We start from the raw sequence: 18,052 nt of genomic DNA on the forward strand, positions 1-18,052 counted from the left end.
CATGAACGTCTCGCGTATCGCTTACGAACGCCGCACACTCGTCGTCGCGCTGGCCGCGGCTTGGGCGCTGGCCGCGTGCTCGCTCGGGCCGAACGGCGAACCGCCGGCCATGCCCTCGCCGGCCCACTACGGGCAAGCGGCGCTGCCCGAGCAAACGGCTACGGCCGGCGGCGTCGCTCAGCATTTCGATGTCGGGGCGCAGCCGGTGCCGAACTGGTGGCATCTGTATGGCTCGGCGCAACTGGACGCGCTCGTCGACGAAGGCCTGAAAAACAGCCCCACGCTTGCCGCCACCGCGAAAAACCTAGCGGGCGCGCGCGAGCAACTGCGCGCGCAGATCGGCTCGTCGGTGCTGCCCACGATCGACGCGAGCGGACAAGCCACGCGCAATCGGGCGCTCAGCATTCCCGGTGCGGGGCCGCAGACCGTGTTGTACAACGTCTTCGTCGGTCAGCTAGAGGCGCATTACACGTTCGATTTGTTCGGCGCCGTGCGTTATGCGAATGCCGCACTCCACGCACGCGTCGACGTCCAAGCGTTCGAACTCGACGCGGCGCGCCGCACGTTGGCCGCCAATATCGTCACGACGGCGATTGATGCCGCCGCCTTGAACGACGAAGTCGAGGCAACCCGGCGGCTCGTCGTGTTGGCGCGCCAAACGGCGCAAGAGGATGCGCGCCGCTATGCACTGGGTGCCGTGCCGCATGCGCAAGCGTTGGCGTCCGAACAAAACGCGTCGGATCTCGAAGCGAGCCTGCCGCCGCTCTTGCAGCAGCGGCAAGCCGCCCGTCATGCATTGGCGGTGCTCATCGGCCGAACGCCCGATGCCGTGCCCGACATTCCGACCCTCGCGAGTCTGACGCTGCCCGAGCACGTCCCGGTCGTCGTGCCGTCGTCGCTGTTGCATACGCGCCCCGACATCGCGGCGGCCGAAGCGGCGCTCAAGGCCGCGGCGGCCGACGTCGGCTTGGCGACCTCGCAATTGTTCCCGAATTTGTCGCTCACGGCGTCGATGGGACAAGGCGGGTTCAGCTGGCCGGCTGCGCTATCGGGTGCCGGTGCGCTATGGAGTATCGGCGGTTCGCTGACGCAGCCGCTCTTTCACGGTGGGGCGTTGTTCGCGCAGCGGCGTGCGGCGATCGATTTCTACCAGGCGGCGACCGAGCAATATAAGGCGGCGGTGCTGTCGGCCTTCCAAAACGTGGCCGATACGCTTGCGGCGCTCGAATACGACGCTCAGGCGGCGCGGGCAAGCGACGTCTCCGCCGCTTCGGCCCAGCAGGCATTCGAGGAAACGGCTTCGCGCGGCAAGCTCGGCGCGGTATCGGATCTAAGCGTGCGTGTTAGCGAGCAGCAATACTGGAACGAGCGATTGGCCGCGATTCGCGCGTCCGGGCGGCGTCTTGGCGATACCGCCTTGCTCTATCAAGCGATGGGTACGCCGCAAGCGACCGAGTGACCGGCAAACCGGGACGCCGGCATGGTCGATGCCGCCGTCCCGGTACCAGGTTCGGCGGCATCGCCTTAACGGCGACGAAGGCTTAGACGACCTCAGCGAGCCTGCGCCTCTCGGCGCGGAGCAGGAAGTAGTTGATGCCGATGACACCGACGGTGACGACGCCGATAAACAGCGTCGCCAGCGCATTCATCTCGGGATTCAAACCGAGCCGTACGCGCGAGAAAACGACGAGCGGCAGCGTCGTCGAACCCGGGCCCGACAAGAACGCCGACAGCACGAGGTCGTCGATCGACAGCGTGAACGAAAGCAGCCAGCCGGCCATCAATGCTTGGGAAATCAACGGCAAGGTAATCGAAAAGAACACCTTGAACGGCGTCGCGCCGAGATCGAGGGCGGCCTCCTCCAACGAGGGATTGAGCTCGCGCACACGCGATTGAACGATGATGGCCACGTACGACATGCACAGCATGACGTGGCCGATCCAGATCGTTGCAAACCCTCGACGCTCGGGCCAACCGAGCCACTTGCCCATCTCGATGAACAACAGCAGCAACGAGATGCCCTGAATGACTTCCGGGATCACGAGCGGCGCATTGATCATGCCGCTAAACAGCGTAAAGCCGCGAAAACGCCCCATCCTGGCGAGCACGAAGCCGGCCCAGGTGCCGATGAATACCGATGCGAAGGCCGTCAGCAACGCGATGCGCAACGAGAGCCAAAACGCCGCGATGAGTTCGTCGTCTTGCGCGAGCGCGGCGTACCAACGCGTGGAAAAGTGCGTCCACACGGTGACGAGCTGCGACGCGTTGAACGAATAGACGACGAGGCTCAGGATCGGAACGTAGAGAAACGCGAACCCGACGCCGAGCGCCGTCACTTGCAATGTACGGTTCGGTTTGATCATCGCCGCGTTTCCAGTTGTTTAGCCTGAAAATGCTGGAACATCGCCATCGGCACCAGCAGCAGCAAGACCATCGCGCACGTGACCGCGGACGCCATCGGCCAGTCGGCGTTGTTGAAGAACTCGTTCCACATGACGCGGCCGATCATGAGCGTATCCGCGCCGCCGAGCAGTTCGGGAATCACGTACTCGCCCACCGCCGGGATGAACACGAGCAGGCAGCCGGCGATGATGCCGTTTTTCGAGAGCGGCAACGTGATCTGGACGAACGCCTTCCACGGCTTCGCACCGAGATCGTAAGCGGCTTCGAGCAGCGTGAGATCCATCTTCACGAGATGCGCGTAAAGCGGCATGACGAGAAACGGCAAATACGAGTACACCATGCCGATATAGACGGCCGTATTGGTCCGATACAACTCGATCGGCGTATGAATGAGCCCGATCGTCAGCAAGAAGTTGTTGAGCAGCCCATTGTTCTTGAGAATGCCGATCCACGCATACACGCGAATGAGGAACGAGGTCCAGAACGGCAGCATCACCGCCATCATCAAGATGTTGCGCGAATTGGGATTCGAGCGCGCGATGTAGTAAGCCATCGGATAGCCGAGCAGCAAACACAGCAGCGTCGTGACGCCCGCAACGAGCACCGAGTTGACGTAGGTGGCGAAGTACAGGCTATCGGTGAACAGAAACGCGTAATGCGCAATGTTCAACGAAATCTGAACCACGCCATCTTTGATGGCAACGAGTTCCGTATACGGCGGAATACCGAGTTGCAACTCCGCGAAGCTGATCTTGACGACCAGCAAAAACGGCACGAAGAAGAACATCAGCAACCAGATGAACGGACCGGCGACGACGGCGGTACCGCCCGTCAGCCGCATACGCCGAGCCGGCCAGGTTGCGAGCGAGAGCAAATGCGCTTTCATGCCGTCAGCACCACCCCGGCCGATGCGCTCCAGCGCACGTAGATCTCGTCGCCCCAGGTAGGCGACTCGATCTCCGTCAGTGCCAGGCTCGAGACGTTGGCGACCACCGTCTTACCGGAATCGAGCTGCACGTGATAAAGCGAGTAGCCGCCCATGTAGGCGATGTTCGCGACCGTGCCGTGCCCCCAGTTGTAAGCGCCTTCGGGCGGCTTGCGCGTCAGCGCGATGCGCTCGGGGCGCACCGAGATCGTCACGGGCATGCCGAGCGGCCCTGTAATGCCGTGATTGACGTAGAGGCGGCAAGGCAGCTCGGTCGTCTCGACGAAAACGTGATCCGGCTCGTCTTCCACGACGTGTCCGTCGAACAGGTTCGTCGAACCGATGAACTCGGCCGAGAAACGCGTATTCGGATACTCGTACACCTCGTGCGGCGTGCCGAGCTGGACGATCTGCCCTTCGCTCATCACGGCGAGGCGATCGGCCATCGTCATCGCTTCTTCTTGATCGTGCGTGACCATGATGCAGGTCACGCCGACGCTATCCAAAATATTCACGAGCTCGATCTGCGTGCGCTGGCGGATCTGCTTGTCGAGCGCCGACATCGGCTCGTCGAGCAACAGCAGTTTCGGCCGCTTCACGAGCGACCTTGCGAGTGCGACGCGCTGCTGCTGACCGCCCGATAGCTGATGCGGTTTGCGCTTGGCGAAACGCCCCATTTGCACGAGTTCGAGGGCGGCATGCACGCGCTCCTTCAGCTCGGCCTTTTGCACGCCTTCCTGCTTGAGCCCGAAGGCGACGTTCGACTCGACCGTCATATGCGGAAATAGCGCATACGACTGGAACATCATATTGACGGGACGGCGATACGGCGGCATCAAGGCGAGATCTTCGCCGTCGATCAGAATCTTGCCCGAGCTGACCGACTCCAAGCCGGCCAGCATCCGCAGCAGCGTGGACTTGCCGCAGCCGGAGCTGCCGAGCAGCGCAAACAGCTCCCCTTTCGCCACCGACAAGCTGACATTCTTGACCGCGACCGTTTCACCGAACTTCTTGACGACGTCGACGATCTGCACGAAGTTGTCGGCCGATGCGTTGCCGACCGAATTTGAACCTGCGGGGCGCGCGCCGGCGGCCGGCTGCGAGCTCGACTGATCGCTCATGATGTGCTGCTTGACTCCACTCGTTGGACGTACAAAGCCCCCGGCGTTGGCTCCGGGGGCTTCATGACTGCGTGCCGCTTGCGGCGACGAAATTATCGGCCCGTCTTGAATTCGGTCCACAGCCGCGTCTGTAGACGTTGGATTTCAGGCGGCAGCGGCTTCAAGAGGAACAGCGTCTTGACAACGTCGGCCGGCGGATAGACGGCCGGGTCGTTCGCGATACTCGGATTGACGTACTTCTTCGCTTCCGCGTTCGCCGTCGGGTAGTAGACCGCATCGGTGATCGCAGCGTTGACTTGCGGCGTCTCGATATAGTTGATCCACTGGTGCGCCGCATCCTTGTGCGAGGCGTCCTTGGGCATCGCCATCACGTCGAACCAAACCGGTGCGCCGCCCTTCGGGATGTAGTACTCGACCTTGTAGGGCTTCTTGGCTTCGAGCGTGCGGTGCTTGGCGATCACGACGTCGCCCGACCAGCCGTACGCGAAACAAATATCGCCGCCGACCATGTCGTTGATGTAGCCCGACGAATTGAACTGCGTGATGTACGGACGGATCTTTTTCATCATCGCGAGCGCGGCCTCGTAATCGGCCGGGTTCGTGCTCATGGGATCCTTGCCGATGTAGTGCAGTGCGGCCGCGAAGAATTGATCCGGTGCGTCGAGCACCGACACGCCGCAAGCCTTCAACTTGGAGATGTTCTCGGGCTTGAACAGGATGTCCCAGTTATCGAGCGCAACGTTCTTGCCGAGGATTTGCTGGGCCTTCGTCACGTTGTAGCCGAGGCCCGTCGTGCCCCACGCCCAAGGCACTACGTATTTGTTGCCCGGGTCCGCGCCGGCCACGAGGGCCATCAATTGCGGATCGAGGTACTTGAGATTGGGGATCTTCGACTTATCGAGCGGCGAAAAGATACCGGCTGCGATTTGCTTGCCCGCGTAATTGCTCGTCGGCACGACGATGTCGTAGCCCGAATTGCCCGTCAGCAGCTTCGCTTGCAGCGTATCGTCGCTATCGTAATTGTCGTAGCGGACGTGGATACTCGACTGTTTTTCGAAGTTCGGAATGGTGTCCTTGGCGATGTAGTCAGACCAGTTATAGACATTTAGCTGCGTATCCTTGGCCGACGCCACCCACGGCGCCGCGCACAAAACCAGTGCGGTGAGCCCGCCCATCACCTGTTTTTTCATCCCGTTCTCCGATGCAGACCGGTTCGCCCGGCCTCAACCCCGCCCGTGCCGCGACAACCCGCCCGCGGCTCCTCTGAAAAACCCGAAAGCTACCATCAAACATTCACCCGCGGCACAAAAATACGAGCCGCTCGGATCACCTGTCGCGCAAACGGCACATATGAGCCCTCGCGTTGCCGGATAACATGGTCCGGTACGCTGAATCGGGCGCAATTTTATCGGGTTATGAGCCCTTGTCCACTTGAAAAAAACCTCGATTAGCCTTTCGGATAGCCTGCGGCGGACGCGTGGTGCCCCGCAGGCGCCGGCCCCTTGCGCGGTATGGGGTTTCGCAGGGCGGGCGCGGCGTCGGCTACCATACGGTTCGACCCGCATACGAGAAATGGTTTCATGGCTTCAAACCTTCACGCCCTACCCGACAGCCCCTGCATCGGCGTCTGCTCGACGCTCTTCGACGAAGTCTGCAAAGGCTGCGGCCGCACGGCGACCGAAGTCTCGAATTGGGTCTTCATGAGCGATACGGAAAAACGCGCCGTTTGGGTGCGTATCGAGCGCGAAGGCACGGCAATGCGTTTTAGGAACGACAACCTTTGACCCGCCGTTGAAAGCGAAAAACGCCGGGCTAAGCCGGCGTTCGACTACAGCAGCGAACCGCTCGCGGCCCGCGCCGCGCTCTCGTTTAGAACTTCATGCCGACCCCGAGGCCGATCACGAGCGGGTCGATATGCAGCGTGCCGAGCGACTGGCCGTTCAGCGATGCGCCGGTCTTGATCCAGATCTTCTTGATGTCGGCGTTCACATAGAGCCGTTTCGTGATCTGCACGTCGACGCCCGCCTGCAAGGCCGGGCCGAAGCTATGGTTGTCGATCGCAATCGACTGCCCGCCCGCGTTCAGCCCGTTGTTGTAGAACAGCGTGTAATTGATGCCGGCGCCGACATAGGGCCTGATGCGCCCTTGGTGATTGAAGTGATATTGCAGCAACAACGTAGGCGGCAACACGCCCACGCCGCCGAGATTGCCGAGACTCGAGGTCAGTTGATGACGCGAGGTCGCGAGAATCAACTCGACGCCCAGGTAGTCGCGGATCATGTACGTGAAGTCGAGCTCGGGCACGATCGCGTTGTTCACGCCCACGTTGAGCGCCGAGAGCGTCTCGTTTGTGCGGGCGGTCGGCTCGATGCTGATGGCCCGCAGACGGACCAGCCAGTCGCCGGTGTGCAGTGCCCCGTTGCCCGAGTAGTCGGGCGCTGAAGCAACCGGCGCCGCAACGGGCGCAGCGTCGTCGGCTGCGAACGCGGAAGAAGCGGCCAGCGAAGCGCTGATGAGACATGCCGCAATAGTGAAGTGCTTGATTGTGGTGCAGCGTTGGATTTGCATTTCGATTCCCTCTCGTCTAAACCCCTACATTCTTTGTGGGTTATCGACGAAAGGGGTTGACCCCAATCAACCATGGGCCAAGACATGCCGCGGTGCGACAGCCGGTCGCGCATCAACATCGTTTGCCGGCCGGCCGACGAACTACGCGGGCTTGGGCACCTTCAATTGGATCGATTTGTACTCGAGGTACTCCTCGAGCCCGTAGACGCCGTTTTCGCGGCCGTAGCCCGATTGTTTGAAGCCGCCGAACGGGGCTTGCATGTTCCAAGCACCGCCGTTGACGTCAACCTGGCCGGTACGGATGCGCCGCGCGACGCTGATTGCTCGCTCGTCGCAACCCGCCCAGACCGCTCCGCCCAGCCCGTAGATCGAATCGTTGGCGATGCGGAGCGCTTCGTCCTCGTCCTCGTAGGTCAAAATCGACAAGACGGGGCCGAAGATCTCTTCCTGTGCGATCGTCGCCTTCGGGTGGACTCGACCGAAAACGGTCGGCCTGACGAAATAGCCGTGGGTCAACCCATCGGGCATATGCGCGCCGCCGGTGACGAGTTCGGCGCCTTCGGCGATCCCGCGTTCGATGAATTCGCGTACGCGCGTCAGTTGGGCAGCCGATGCGAGCGGCCCGAGACGCGTCGTCTCATCGCGGGGATCGCCCACGACGAACGTTTCGGCCGCGGCCTTTGCCAGCGCTCGCACCTCTTCATAACGCGATTCGGGCACGATGAGACGCGTATGTGCCGAGCACGTTTGTCCCGAATTGAGATAGCAAGCGGAGACTGTGCTTTTCACGGCCGTCGCAAAATCGGCATCGTCGAGGAGCACGGCAGCCGATTTGCCGCCCAGCTCGAGTGCGACGCGTTTGACGCTCGCGGCCGCAAGCTCGGCGACGCGTTTGCCCGCGCGCGTCGAACCCGTGAACGAGACCATATCGACGAACGGATGGCTCGCAACGATCTCGCCGACGACGGGACCGTAGCCGCTGACGAGGTTGAATACGCCGGCCGGAAGGCCTGCTTCGTCGATTGCTTCCGCTAGCATGAACGCATTGAGCGGCGCGACTTCCGACGGCTTGAGCACGACCGTGCAGCCCGCCGCCAGCGCGGCGGCAACCTTCAGCGTGATTTGATTGAGCGGATAGTTCCAAGGCGTGATCGCGGCCACGACGCCGACGGGCTCGCGCACGACCAGAGAATTGCCGACGCGCGCTTCGAACTCGAATTCGCGCGCGAGCTTGGCGTAGAGGTTCCAGTTATAGACGGGACTGCCGACTTGAATGGCGCGCGAGAGCTTGAGCGGCATGCCCACTTCGCCGCAGATCGAGGCGGCCAGCGCGTCGGTGCGCGCCTTGAGGTTCGCCGCGATTTTTTCGAGGTAACCGGCGCGTGTCGCCGCGGGCGTCGCTGCCCATGCGTCGAACGCGAGCTTCGCCGCTTCGACAGCGGCTTCGGCGTCGGCGACCGAGCCTTCGGGGATACGGCCCATCACCGCTTCGGTACCCGAATCGATGACGTCGATGGTGCCCGTGCCCGAAGGCGTCAGCCATTGGCCGCCGATATAAAGCCGATCGTAGATTTTCATGCGAGTGTTCACCTTGTGGGTTTCGACTCGCACATTTTACTCAGCGTCGGGCAAAAAACGATCGGACGCGGCCCAATCGCCGGTTGGATCGTTCGATACGGATTCGATACGAACCCGATGCGGCTCAGGCGGACGGCCCGCCCTCAGCCGCAAGCAAGCAATTTACTGCACGCCCTGGCTAGCCAGGAAGTCCTCGTAATTCCCGCCGAAGTCGTACAGCGTGCCGTCCGTGCGCACTTCGATGATGCGATTGGCCAAACCGCTCACGAATTCACGGTCGTGCGAGACGAAGATGAGCGTGCCTTCGTACTTCTCGAGCGCGATCTGAAGCGACTCGATCGACTCCATATCCATGTGGTTCGTCGGTTCGTCCATCAAGAGCACGTTATGGCGGCCCAGCATCAGCTTGCCCCAGATCATGCGCCCCTTCTCGCCGCCCGAGAGGACCTTGACGGACTTCTTGATGTCGTCGGCATTGAACAGCAAACGTCCGAGCGTGCCGCGCACCATCTGGTCGTCGTCGCCTTCCTTGCGGTAGGTGTCGATCCAATCGGTCAGCGTCACGTCGTTCGGAAACTCTTCATACGTGTCTTGCGGCATATAACCGACGTTCGCGTTCTCGGCCCATTTGATCGAGCCGCCGTCGAGCGCCAAATTGCCGAGCAGCGCGCGCAGCAGCGTCGTCTTGCCCGCGCCGTTCTCACCGATGATCGCAATGCGCTCGCCCGGTTGCACGCTCAAATCGAAGTTCTCGAAAATCGTGCGCTCGTAACGCTTCGTGATGTGCTCGGCCACCACGGCGATGTTGTGCAGCTTCTTTTCGTACTCGAAGCGAATGAACGGATTCTGGCGCGAGGACGGCTTGAATTCCTCGATCTTGATCTTGTCGATCTGCTTGAGGCGGCTCGTCGCCTGACGGGCCTTCGACTTGTTCGCCGAGAAGCGGCGCACGAAGTCTTGCAGATCGGAGATCCGCTCCTTCGCTTTCGCATTCGCCGCAGCCTGGCGCTCGCGCGCCTGCGTCGAGGCGAGCATGTAGTCGTCGTAGTTGCCCGGGTAGAGCTTCAGCGTGCCGTAATCCATGTCCGCCATGTGCGTGCAGACCTGGTTCAAGAAGTGCCGGTCGTGGGAGATGATGATCATCGTCGAGTTGTACTCGTTGAGGATGTTCTCCAGCCAGCGAATCGAGTTGATGTCGAGGTTGTTGGTCGGCTCGTCCAGCAGCAGCACGTCGGGATTCGAAAACAGCGCCTGCGCGAGCAGCACGCGCAACTTCCAGCCCGGAGCGACGTTGCTCATCGGGCCGTTGTGATCCTCGATCGCAATGCCGATACCGAGCAGCAGCTCGCCCGCACGAGCCTCTGCCGTATAGCCGCCGTACTCGGCGAATTTCGCTTCCAACTCGGCGGCATGCATGTAGTCGTCGTCGGTCGCCTCGGCGTTCGCGTAAATGGCGTCGCGCTCGGTCATCGCGGCCCACATCTCGGTGTGGCCCATCATGACGACGTCGAGCACGCGCATGTCTTCGTAGGCGAATTGGTCCTGGCGCAGCTTGCCCAGGCGAACGTTCGGTTCCAGCATGACGGTGCCCGAACTCTGCTCGAGATCGCCGCCGAGGATCTTCATGAACGTCGACTTGCCGCAGCCGTTCGCGCCGATGAGACCGTAGCGGTTGCCCTCGCCGAACTTGACCGAGATGTTCTCGAACAAGGGCTTCGGCCCGAATTGCATGGTGATATTGGCGGTAGACAGCACGGCGCGTCCCTTCGAATGGTGATCGGCGAAAAACCCGGTATTTTACCAAGCTTTCGCCGACCCCACCCGCTTGCCGCCGCCGGCTATTCCGGCCCCATGCCGTGGCCGGCCCAGGAGCCGTCTTCAGTGCGCGGGGTGCGCGCCGGGCGGGGGCGCTTTGGGCGCCGCGCGCATTTGCGCGAGCAGTAAGTCGCACGGCGCGCCTTTCACATTGCTCGGCGCGATGAGCGGGATCAACGCCGCGAACGGATTGATCAAGCCCAGCCCCACCGCCGCGCCCGCCCGCAGAGCGATCGACGTCTTGCTCACGCCGACGTCGGGATGCTTGAAGGTGCCCTTCACGTAGAGCGGCGAGCGCAGCGTGAAGATGCGGAAACCCTTCGTATGAGGATGGATCGTCAAATCCATCGTCTCGTCTTGCAGATTGATCTTTCCGTCCATCCCGATGAGCGCATCCGACGTATCGAGCGCGAACGTGCGCGTATCGAGCACGCCGTCGGTTGCGGCGAAATCGGCGGCCATGCAGTTGATATCGACGTCGCGCGTGCCGAACAGCTTCTCGTAGACCACGTTCGCCACGTTCAGTCCCGCAGCCTCCATGATGAGCCGGCTCAGCTTGCCTTGCGTGACCAGCGCTTTCGCTTCCCCGTCGAGCGTACCGCCCAATGCGGCCGGCGAGTTGCCCGTCGCCGACAAGCTCGCGTCCGCATTCAACTCGCCCATCGCCGATTGCATGGTCTTTTGCGTCGGGAACAATTGTTTCAGCTTCAGGTGACGCGCTGAGAGCTTCATCCGCGCCTGTAGGGGCACCTTCGAGCCGTCGAGGTAAAAGTTGGAAGACAACGTTCCGCCCGCTACGCCGAAGTTCAACGGCTCGAACGTCAGCACGCCGTCTTTCATGACGACGTGCGTGTCCAGATCCGTGATCGGCAGCGAGGGATCCTTGACGATGCGCCGGCCCTTGAACGTGACATCGGCATCGATCGCTTTCCATCGCTCGGTATGAAACGGTTCCACCGGCAACGCGCGGGCGCTCGGCTGTTTGACGCTCTCCCCTCGGCGCGCCTTGTTCGCATTCGAATCGGCCCCGACGATCGGTGCGAGATCGGAGAACTGCAACACATTCGAGGTGACGTGCCCCGTCAGCAACGGTCTAGGCTTGCGCGACGCATACGTCAGCGTTCCTTCTAAATCGCTGCCGCCGACACGGCCCGTGAAGTCGCTGTACGTGAATTTGCTGGCGCCCGTTTCGAAGTGTCCGGTGAGATGCCCATCGGTCGCATAAGGCGGCGTCTGCGGCAACGTCACGCCCAGAATCGGATAGAGATGCGAAAGATCTTGGCCTTGCAGCCAGAGCCGCAGATCGAGCGCGGACAAATGGACGGGGTCGGTCAACGTGCCGACGAGCGCGAGGCGCGTGTCGCCGATCTTGACGTCGGCCTGCATCGGGAAGGGACGCGTCGCATCGCGCAGCGCCAGCACGCCGCCGAGCTTGCCGGTGCCCGAGACATCGGTCTTGCGATAACGCCCCTTCGCCTGCCAAGCGAGCGCGTAGAGAAGCGACGATCGCGAGCCTGCCGCCGTCCCGGAGGCGGTGGGCGCAGCAGCCGCCGAAGCGGCCGGCGAGGAAGCGGGCGGCGGACTCGACGCCGCGATCTCGGCCGACGCTTCGCGCGCGCCCGATGCCGTCTGCTCCTGCGCGGCGAGCTTGCGCGCGCCGTGCTCGCCGATCAAGTGAGCGGCCGAGCCGCGCGAGGCCGTTTCCTGCTGCTTCATGACGTCGCCGATCGGCAGCGGCTTACCGAGCGTATCGACATCCACGTGCAACGTGATCTGATCCATTTCGTCCGACAGCGCGATATGGCCTTTCGCAAAACCTAGATCGGCCAGGCGCAGCGTCCAGCGCGACGGCGTCGTCGACTTGGGAAGATTGAACGTCCAATTCGCACGCCCGTCTTTGAGCCGCTCGAGATCGATCGACGGATTGACGAGGTCGATCGAGGGAATCGAAATGACATGCGAAAGCAACGGCAGCACCTCCACGTCGAAACTGATCGAATCGAGCCGTGCGAAAGTCATCGAAGCGGTCCATGGCGGATTGCCGACCGTCACGTCATAAGCCGAAAAACGCGGCCAAGGCACCCATGCGCGCCAGCCATGTTCGTTTGCCGGGTGTTGCCAGCCGACCCGTAAGTCGCCGTTGATCGCGAACGGCCGCCCGATCGCTTGCGAAACCTTATCGTCGACCCAAGGTCGAGCGCGATTCCAGTCGAAGGTCAGAACGAAGATGGCAAGTGCGGCGCACAGTACGAGCACCACAACCACGATCCAGGCGAGGATCTTGCCGATGGTACGAGCGACAGTGGCAGGATACGGCATGCAAAGAGTCTCGATCGTTTATTGAGCGGCGCGGTGCGACACCGTAACGGCGGCGAGCGCGGCCTTCCTGCTCGACTCCGCAGCAATTGCCGTGCCTTGCATCGGGCCCTATGACCTATGATGCGGGTTCGAGCCTCCGATTCATCGCATCATCGATCTCCCCCCCGCAACAGATGACCGCACCCATTCTTCTGCAAGCGCGTGCCCTGCTCCGACGCGATACGGCGCGCACCGAGAAAACGCTGCTCGGTCCAGTCGACTTCTCGCTTTGCCCAGGCGATCGCGTGGCACTGACGGGACCGTCCGGTTCCGGTAAGAGCGTGTTTATGCGCGCGCTCGCATTGCTCGATCCGATCGATGGCGGCCAAGTGTCTTGGCATGGGCAACGCATCGATCGTCACGCCATCCCGCGCTATCGGCGAAGCGTCGTCTATGTCCAACAGCGCCCCGCCCTCATCGACGGAACGGTCGAAGATAACCTGCGCTATCCGTACTCGCTACACGCTTATCGCGATACGTGCTTCGACGGCGACCGCGCCGCGCGGCTCGCTAGCGCGGCCGGCAAACACGAGGACTTTCTTTCCAAACGCGCGAGCGATCTATCCGGCGGCGAAGGACAAGTCGTCGCGCTGATTCGCGTGCTTCAGCTCGAGCCTGAAGTTCTGCTACTCGACGAGCCCACGGCCTCGCTCGACCCGGAATCGGCGCGCGCCATCGAAGCGCTCGTCGCCGACTGGTTCGAAGCGAGCCGCGCGGTGCGCGCATCGATCTGGGTATCGCACGACCCGGCGCAAGCCCAGCGTGTCGGGGAGCGTCGGTTGACGATGCGTGCCGGCGCGCTCGCCCCGCATACGGAGGCCCGCCCATGACCCCCGTCTTGCATGCATTGAGCTTCGTCGACGTCGCGATCGCGGCCCTGCTCATCGTCGTCAACGGCGCGATCTCCGTCGCGCTGACGCTCGGCCTCGGGCGCCAACTCGCACTGGCCGCCGTGCGCACCGTTGTCCAGTTGCTGCTCGTCGGCTATGTGCTCGGATGGGTGTTCTCCGTCGATCGCTGGTATGTCGTGCTGGCGTTGATGGCGCTCATGACGATCATCGCCGGTTTCGCGGGTGCCGCGCGTGGGACGCATACCTATGCGGGGCAACGCATGGACAGTCTCGTCTCGATTTGGATCAGTGCTTGGCTCATTGCGGCCGTCGGCTTGTTCGCGGTCATGCGGATTCATCCTTGGTACGAACCGCAATATGCGATTCCCATTCTCGGCATGATTTTGGGTAACACGCTAACCGGCGTGTCGCTCGCGATCGAACGCATGACGGAGACCCTGACGGCACGGCGTGACCGCGTGGAAATGGCGCTCGCGCTCGGGGCCACGCGCTGGGAGGCTGCGCGCGACGCAGCGCGTGGGGCCGTGCGCGCGGGGATGATTCCGACGCTCAATCAAATGGCCGTGGTCGGCGTCGTTAGCTTGCCGGGGATGATGACGGGGCAGGTGCTCGCCGGCCAATCGCCGCTGCAAGCCGTGCGCTACCAGATCGTCATCATGTTTTTGATCGCGGCGGCATCGGCGCTCGGAACGGTCGGCGCCGTGTTGCTGACCTATCGGCGCTTGTTCAGCGCCGACCATACGTTCCTTGCCGCAAGGCTCGTTGAGCGCGGCGCGCGGCGCTGATCGGCGTGCCCAGTCACGCGGGCGCCGCCGCTAAGGTTATCGCTGCGCCGAAACGGTCACCTGCGTGCCGTCGCTGAGCGTGACCGTTTTCGCGCTGCCGCTCGTCGGCATCGTGAACCGCACGACTTGACTCAGCATATCGACGCCCGGGCACTGGAGCGTCTTGCCGTGCACTTTGACGGACGTCTTGCCGTGCGGCGTGCTCGCTTGGACGCTCATTTGCACGGTCGCGGTCCCGTCGGCCGCAACCGTCGGCGCGAGCCGAATGCGCATTTGCCGCTGCACCGTGCCGTTCGCATCGAGGGACATCGATCCATAGTTGGGGCATGGCTCGGATGCGCTTACGGCAGCACCGGGCGGCGTGCTCTTCCACGTATAGTCGTCGGTTTGTCCCGACCGAATCGTGCGCGTGTCCTGGACATTGCCGTACGTCTTCGATGCGACCTTGACCGTGTACTTGATCGGTCCGTCGGCGGGCGTCTTCGAGGTGACGGTGATGGGCGGCGCAGCCTGCGCGAGCCCCGCGAAGCCGGCCGTCGATGCGGCGACGAACACCCAAACCGCTACAGGTTTCAAGCGAACCCTCATGTGCACCTCCTGGCGAGCCGCGCCGCGCTTTAGAGCACGGGGGCGATGTCGATAACGCGTTCCCAGTCTAATCCGAACTCGCGCGAAAGACTGCGTCGGCCCGTCGGGGGTTGCCCCGCTTGCGCACGACATCGTTATCGGGTTGCATCCTCATGATCCCCTCCTCCGCACGGAGCGATCGCGCGAATCGGCGATGGCAACAATGCGGCAAGCTTCGTGCCGCCCCCCGGCCTCGGCTATCGAGGACTTACGATCGAACCGGCTACAATAGCCGCACTTTTTTTCGCCCGCCGAATCCGGTGGCACTCCCTGGCGCATCGTTCATGAATCTCGTCGTACAAAGCCCCGAACCGTTAGCGGCCGCCCACGTCAAGCCGCTCGTCGCCCTCTCGCGCGGGACGCAAATGCAGTCGCTCGATCCATGCGCGCTTCGCATTGCCGAAGCCGATCCGGCGCAGCGCCCGGACATCGAATCGTATTGCACGACGCACGCGCTCGATTACGCGTATGTGCCGGCCGGTCGCACGCTGCGCGATTTCGGGCTCGTCGCGATGGATATGGATTCGACGTTGATCACGATCGAATGCATCGACGAAATCGCCGATTTTTGCGGGCTTAAGGCAGAGGTGTCGGCGATCACCGAAGCGTCGATGCGCGGCGAGATCAAGGACTTCAACGAAAGCTTGACGGCACGCGTCGCCCTGCTCAAAGGGCTCGACGCAACAGCGCTCGAGCAAGTCTTCGTCGAACGCCTAAGGCTGTCGCCCGGGGCTGAAACGATGCTCTCGGCCGCGAAGGCCGCCGGCTTGCGCACGCTGCTCGTCTCGGGCGGCTTCACGTTCTTCACGGAGCGGCTCAAAGCGCAACTCGGCCTCGATTTCGCGCATGCGAACACGCTGGAAATCGTCGACGGAAAACTGACGGGCAAAGTGACGGGAGAGATTGTGAACGCAAGCGTGAAAGCGCGGACGGTGCAACAGACCTGCGCCAAGCTCGGCATTGCGACGTCGCAAGCGATTGTGATGGGCGATGGGTCGAACGACCTCGAGATGATGGCCGAAGCCGGCTTGTCGGTCGCCTTCCGCGCCAAGCCGGTCGTTCGCGCGGCGGCCAACGTCGCGTTCAATCACGTGGGCCTCGACGGCCTGCTGCGGTTGTTCTGAACAGCGAGGGGCGCACGCGCGCGCCCCAAGCTTACGGCGAGCCCGGCTACCGGCGCTCGCCCGCGCCGAAACGGATGCTCAGCGCAACGCTAGCCCCATGGCGCGCTCGATATCCGCGCGCAGATCGGCCTCTTCCTCCAGCCCCACATAGAAACGTACCAGCGTGCCGCGGTGAGGCCATTGCGCCGCGGACCGCATCGACGCGATGTCGTAAGGCATCGCCAGACTATGCGCACCACCCCAGCTCCAGCCGATGGCGAATAGCTCGAGCGCCTCGACGAACGCATCGACTTGCGCTGCGCTATAGCGTTCGTCGAATATGACCGAGAACAACCCACCCGCTCCCGTGAAGTCGCGCATGAACGCCGCGTGGCCCGGACAGTCAGGCAACGCGGGATGCAAGACGGCCGCAATCTCGGGGCGTGCCTTGAGCCAATGCGCCAACGCAAGCGCGCTACGGTCGTGCGCCTCGAAGCGAGCCTTCATGCTCGGCAAGCTGCGCAGGACGAGAGAGCAATCGTCGACCGACACGCCAATGCCCATGCGCATGCGCGCAAGCTTGAGCTTCTGGTGCAACTCGTCGCTCGCCGTAATCGTCGCGCCCATCAGCACGTCGCTGCCGCCCGATTGATACTTCGTCAACGCTTGGACGGAGATATCCACGCCATGCTCGAGCGGACGGAAGGCGAGCCCCGCCGAGTAGGTGTTATCGATCGCCGTGACGACATTGCGCGCGCGTGCCGCTGCGACAATTGCGGGAACGTCGGGCACTTCCATCGTTACCGATCCCGGCGCCTCGATCCAAATCAGACGCGTGTTCGGCTGAATCAACTCCGAAATCCCCGCACCGATCATCGGATCGTAGAAACGCACCGATAGACCGAAGTCGTGCGCGAGCCAATTGCCGTGTTCGCGATTCGGGGAGTAGACGTTGTCGGGAATCAAAACGTCGTCGCCCGATTTCACCAAGCCGAAGTAGACGTTCGAAATCGCACTCAACCCGGACGGCTGCAACAGCGCATGCTTGCCGCCTTCGATTTGGGCAAGCCGCTGCATCAATGCCGCGGAGGTGGGCGTGGCATGCAGCCCGTAGCGCCACTGCGCATCGTTGCGCCAATCGGCGCTGCGCACGGCCGCCAAATCGGGAAATACCACGGTCGATGCGCGCATCACCGGCGTCGCGAACGATTCGAAACCAGGAGCGATGTCGTGCTCGGGATGGACGAGGCGAGTCTGGCGTGCGCGAGAGGATGCGGAATCGGTCATAGTCAGCGAGTCGATAAAGGGGCTGAGAGCGGATGGAGAACGAACGGTTGCGGGTCGGAATCGTCTGCGTTCATACGGTCGCCGGCCAGCGTGCCGTCGGCCGTGAAGCGGCCGACCCAATTGCCGGCGATCGAACGGCCGTCATCGGAATCCTCGATTTCCAGCACGTCGCCTTCGCGGTCGCCCGCGACGAGCACGACTTCACCGGTGTCGGCAAATCGGTATTCGCCGTGAACACCCGTCGGATCGTCGGTTTTCTTGCCGAGGCGCAGTTCGATCTTTCGCGTGCCGAGCATGCCGACATAACGCGGGAAATGGGCAAATTCGGGATTTGGCGCAAGCGGCTGCGGGACCTGCGGGACTGCCGCGGCAGCGCCGTCGGCAGATTGCTGCACGATCGAGTCGGCCGCATCCGCAGCTTCGGTTGCGACCGATTCGGCGGCATCGGAGCTGCCTTCCGATATGACGGCGGCTGCATCCGAACGCTGCTGCGCCACCCGATCGGCGGCGTCGTCGGCTTGCTCCTTCATGACCGCGGCCGGCAACGTCGCCTGTTGAGCCCATGCCGGATGAAGCGATAGGCCGACGAGCACGAGCAGCGAAAAGGACACGAATCGCGCGCACAGACGCC

Annotated in this window: 16 protein-coding genes; 5 read left to right on the top strand and 11 right to left on the bottom strand. The window is 62.8% G+C overall.

Annotated features, from left to right (window positions below; genetic code table 11):
* Position 1 precedes the first annotated feature (1 nt).
* Entirely contained in the window at positions 2–1,459 is a 1,458-nt protein-coding gene (locus AB1286_RS02010) for an efflux transporter outer membrane subunit (protein ID WP_430361686.1), read from the top strand.
* A gap of 82 nt (positions 1,460–1,541) precedes the next feature.
* Here AB1286_RS02010 and AB1286_RS02015 read toward each other — a convergent pair whose 3' ends face one another.
* The 4 genes from AB1286_RS02015 to AB1286_RS02030 all read right to left on the bottom strand — a co-directional run bounded on the left by AB1286_RS02015 (position 1,542) and on the right by AB1286_RS02030 (position 5,639).
* Positions 1,542–2,360, bottom strand: coding sequence for an ABC transporter permease subunit (locus AB1286_RS02015; protein WP_430364964.1), 819 nt, complete (start codon positions 2,358–2,360; stop codon positions 1,542–1,544).
* Entirely contained in the window at positions 2,360–3,289 is a 930-nt protein-coding gene (locus AB1286_RS02020; protein ID WP_430361687.1) for an ABC transporter permease subunit, read from the bottom strand. Before AB1286_RS02020 ends, AB1286_RS02015 begins: the two co-directional genes overlap by 1 nt.
* Entirely contained in the window at positions 3,286–4,449 is a 1,164-nt protein-coding gene (locus tag AB1286_RS02025) for an ABC transporter ATP-binding protein (protein ID WP_430361688.1), read from the bottom strand. Before AB1286_RS02025 ends, AB1286_RS02020 begins: the two co-directional genes overlap by 4 nt.
* A 92-nt stretch (positions 4,450–4,541) precedes the next feature.
* The gene (locus AB1286_RS02030; RefSeq protein WP_430361689.1) at positions 4,542–5,639 is read right to left on the bottom strand and encodes a polyamine ABC transporter substrate-binding protein; all 1,098 of its coding nucleotides are present in this window, start codon (positions 5,637–5,639) and stop codon (positions 4,542–4,544) included.
* Between the two features lie 390 nt (positions 5,640–6,029).
* Between AB1286_RS02030 and AB1286_RS02035 the strand changes: the two genes are divergently transcribed.
* A complete protein-coding gene (locus tag AB1286_RS02035) occupies positions 6,030–6,233 on the top strand; it encodes a DUF1289 domain-containing protein (RefSeq protein ID WP_430361690.1) in 204 nt (67 codons plus the stop codon).
* Positions 6,234–6,318: 85 nt separating this feature from the next.
* On the opposite strand, the gene AB1286_RS02040 is transcribed toward AB1286_RS02035, so the two are convergent.
* From AB1286_RS02040 to AB1286_RS02055, 4 genes are all read right to left on the bottom strand, one after another.
* On the bottom strand, positions 6,319–7,017 hold the full coding sequence (locus AB1286_RS02040; RefSeq protein WP_430361691.1) for an OmpW/AlkL family protein: 699 nt from the start codon (positions 7,015–7,017) through the stop codon (positions 6,319–6,321).
* Positions 7,018–7,158: 141 nt separating this feature from the next.
* The gene (locus AB1286_RS02045) at positions 7,159–8,595 is read right to left on the bottom strand and encodes an aldehyde dehydrogenase family protein (protein WP_430361692.1); all 1,437 of its coding nucleotides are present in this window, start codon (positions 8,593–8,595) and stop codon (positions 7,159–7,161) included.
* Positions 8,596–8,757: 162 nt separating this feature from the next.
* Positions 8,758–10,350, bottom strand: coding sequence for an ABC-F family ATPase (locus tag AB1286_RS02050; RefSeq protein ID WP_430361693.1), 1,593 nt, complete (start codon positions 10,348–10,350; stop codon positions 8,758–8,760).
* A gap of 123 nt (positions 10,351–10,473) precedes the next feature.
* Entirely contained in the window at positions 10,474–12,729 is a 2,256-nt protein-coding gene (locus AB1286_RS02055; protein WP_430361694.1) for an AsmA family protein, read from the bottom strand.
* A gap of 173 nt (positions 12,730–12,902) precedes the next feature.
* On the opposite strand from AB1286_RS02055, the gene AB1286_RS02060 reads away from it, so the two are divergent.
* Both AB1286_RS02060 and AB1286_RS02065 read left to right on the top strand, forming a co-directional pair.
* Entirely contained in the window at positions 12,903–13,598 is a 696-nt protein-coding gene (locus tag AB1286_RS02060) for an ABC transporter ATP-binding protein (RefSeq protein ID WP_430361695.1), read from the top strand.
* Positions 13,595–14,404, top strand: a complete 810-nt coding sequence (locus tag AB1286_RS02065) for an ABC transporter permease (protein WP_430361696.1) — start codon at positions 13,595–13,597, stop codon at positions 14,402–14,404. Before AB1286_RS02060 ends, AB1286_RS02065 begins: the two co-directional genes overlap by 4 nt.
* A 36-nt stretch (positions 14,405–14,440) precedes the next feature.
* Here the strand turns inward: AB1286_RS02065 and AB1286_RS02070 are convergent, their stop codons facing one another.
* Positions 14,441–14,992, bottom strand: coding sequence for a DUF6013 family protein (locus AB1286_RS02070; protein WP_430361697.1), 552 nt, complete (start codon positions 14,990–14,992; stop codon positions 14,441–14,443).
* Positions 14,993–15,315: 323 nt separating this feature from the next.
* Here AB1286_RS02070 and serB point away from each other — a divergent pair, with 323 nt between their 5' ends.
* Positions 15,316–16,155 carry a phosphoserine phosphatase SerB gene (gene serB / locus AB1286_RS02075; protein ID WP_430361698.1) on the top strand — a complete coding sequence of 280 codons (840 nt, stop codon included), beginning with the start codon at positions 15,316–15,318 and terminating at the stop codon, positions 16,153–16,155.
* Between the two features lie 78 nt (positions 16,156–16,233).
* Here the strand turns inward: serB and AB1286_RS02080 are convergent, their stop codons facing one another.
* The gene (locus AB1286_RS02080) at positions 16,234–17,421 is read right to left on the bottom strand and encodes a cystathionine beta-lyase (protein WP_430361699.1); all 1,188 of its coding nucleotides are present in this window, start codon (positions 17,419–17,421) and stop codon (positions 16,234–16,236) included.
* 2 nt (positions 17,422–17,423) lie between these two features.
* Positions 17,424–18,032, bottom strand: coding sequence for a hypothetical protein (locus tag AB1286_RS02085; protein ID WP_430361700.1), 609 nt, complete (start codon positions 18,030–18,032; stop codon positions 17,424–17,426).
* Positions 18,033–18,052: the final 20 nt, after the last annotated feature.

Origin of the sequence: Trinickia sp. NRRL B-1857 (genome assembly GCF_050470685.1) — a bacterium.
Lineage (GTDB): Bacteria > Pseudomonadota > Gammaproteobacteria > Burkholderiales > Burkholderiaceae > Trinickia.